Source organism: Petrotoga halophila DSM 16923 (genome assembly GCF_002924615.1).
In genome coordinates this window covers 1-2,112 of the sequence record NZ_JALY01000330.1, presented here as the reverse complement: position 1 = coordinate 2,112, position 2,112 = coordinate 1, and the positions used below count along the sequence as shown (strand labels likewise).

General features: G+C 31.8%; 1 protein-coding gene and 1 pseudogene. One reads left to right on the top strand and one right to left on the bottom strand.

All coding sequences use genetic code 11. The features are described from left to right. A pseudogene (locus AA81_RS15065) lies at positions 1-275 on the bottom strand (hypothetical protein); the annotation flags it as partial. 182 nt (positions 276-457) lie between these two features. On the opposite strand from AA81_RS15065, the gene AA81_RS15060 reads away from it, so the two are divergent. Then, entirely contained in the window at positions 458-1,768 is a 1,311-nt protein-coding gene (locus tag AA81_RS15060; RefSeq protein WP_103899346.1) for a dicarboxylate/amino acid:cation symporter, read from the top strand. Positions 1,769-2,112 lie beyond the last annotated feature (344 nt).

Here is a 2,112-nt window from a genome sequence, read left to right as displayed (position 1 = left end):
ACTGTCCTCTCGAGCCATGTTGAGTGCGTAGTATTGATTAGATTATTTTCTAAAAAATCTTTTAGGTCAGTAATTTTGGCGAATTTCTCACACTTCATAACAATAAAGGCTCTAAAAAGAGCATGGTGAGAATAGCCAATAGGACCATATTTAGAAGGAAGCCTATCGGGTAACATAGATAAATCAAGGTTATCAAAGATTTTGGTATAAAAATTGATGAGCTTTTGAGAAGTAAAAAGTTCAATTATATTAAATATTTCTTGACGTTGGTACATAGAGATTTCCTCCTTATTGTTTTTGCATTATGTTTGTTTATATAGTATAATTCGACAAAAAGAGAGGAAATCCTATGACATAAATTTGAGTGATAAAAAAAATTTGGCTCTATCGGGCTAGTAAAATCAAGGTCTTTGAGTTATTCTCAAGGCTATATATAAATTTTAGATGAGGTGATATTATGTCAGTTATATTTGCTTTAATAGCAACAGCAATTTCATTTACAATAATTTGGTCAATAAAAAACAAAAAAATATCCTTTTCAAAAGTTTCTCTTGTAGCTTTGATTCTTGGGCTTATAGCTGGAAGCATCGTAAAAAATGAACAATATGTATTTAGTTTTATTGGTTCTGCCTATGTTAATCTAATCAAAATGCTTGTATTGCCTTTGGTTATTACTTCAATAATAGCTAGCATAAACTCATTAAATGACGCAAACGAATTAAAAAGAATAGGATTAAAGGCAATTGCTGCCCTTTTATCAACAACTGCAATAGCAACTATCATTGGCATTTTCATTGGTAATATATTCAACGTGGGTGTAAATTCAACATTTATTCCTGATGAAAGCTTCAAAGCTAAAGAAATCTCTACTTTAACTCAGGTATTATTAGATATGATACCTAAAAATCCAGTTAACGAAATGGCCAATGGTAAAATATTACCTGTAATTGTATTCTCTATACTAATTGGTGTGGCGTTGTCTTTTGAATTTACAAAAGGAAATGAAAAAGTTAAAAGTGTAAGAGATTTCTTCTTTGGATTAAATCAAGTTATATCAAGGCTTACTAAAATGATTCTAAAGTTGACACCTTATGGTATATTTGGACTTATAGCTTCAATTTCAACTGAATATGGTATTGCTTCCCTGACACCTTTATTAACTTTCATATTAGCAGTTTATATAGCTTGCCTATTGCAAATTGCAATTGTTCATTCAAGCCTTGTAGCAGTATTTGCAAAAGTTAATCCATTAAAGTTCTTCAAGAAAATCTACCCAGCGCAGGTTGTTGCCTTCTCAACTCAAAGCAGTTTCGGAACACTTCCTGTGACGATAAAATCATTAACTGAGGGTGTTAAGATTTCAGACAAAGTCGCAAGTTTTGTTGCCCCTCTTGGTGCAACTGCAGGTATGAATGCTTGTGGAGGTATATATCCAGCACTAGTTGCTATTTTTGTTGCAAACATGTTTAAAATTGACCTAACATTCAATCACTATGTTTTACTTGTAGCATCAACAACACTTGCATCAATTGGCATTGCTGGAGTTCCAGGTACTGCATCTCTTGCAGCCACTGTTGTATTAACAACTTTAGGACTACCTGTGGAAGGTCTTGCTATACTACTCGGGATAGACGTAATCGTTGACATGGGAAGAACCATGACTAATGTAACAGGTGCAGCTGTATCATCGCTAATAGTTGCTGCAAGTGAAAATGAATTTGATAAACAAGCATTTGAAAATGATAATACTGATTTGGCTATAAATTAAATTCTAAATTCAATAGCATAAAAGAGGTGGTCCTAATAATTCAACTGACCGCCTCTTTTAAATTGTCAAACAATTCAAGAACTCAAGAAATCAAGTGACAGGCACCAATAGGACCCTTGCAGGGGCAGCTTCAGCATTAATTATTTTTAGAGGAAGGGCAATAAGCCAATGTCATTTTAAGATAAGATTTTTTATGGACTAAAAATAAAGTAAATAGAAAGAATAAATCCTTTCTATTTACTTTATTTTGTTATCCAGACCTAATTTAAAATAATTTAAAGTGAACATGAAATATAAAATAACTTATAGAACTACAAAAATTTAATCTGTATTTAAATTTATAA

What these genes read in the sequence shown, in the direction of transcription:
- AA81_RS15060 (WP_103899346.1), top strand. Translation starts at nt 458, where the DNA reads ATGTCAGTTATATTTGCTTTAATAGCAACAGCAATTTCATTTACAATA.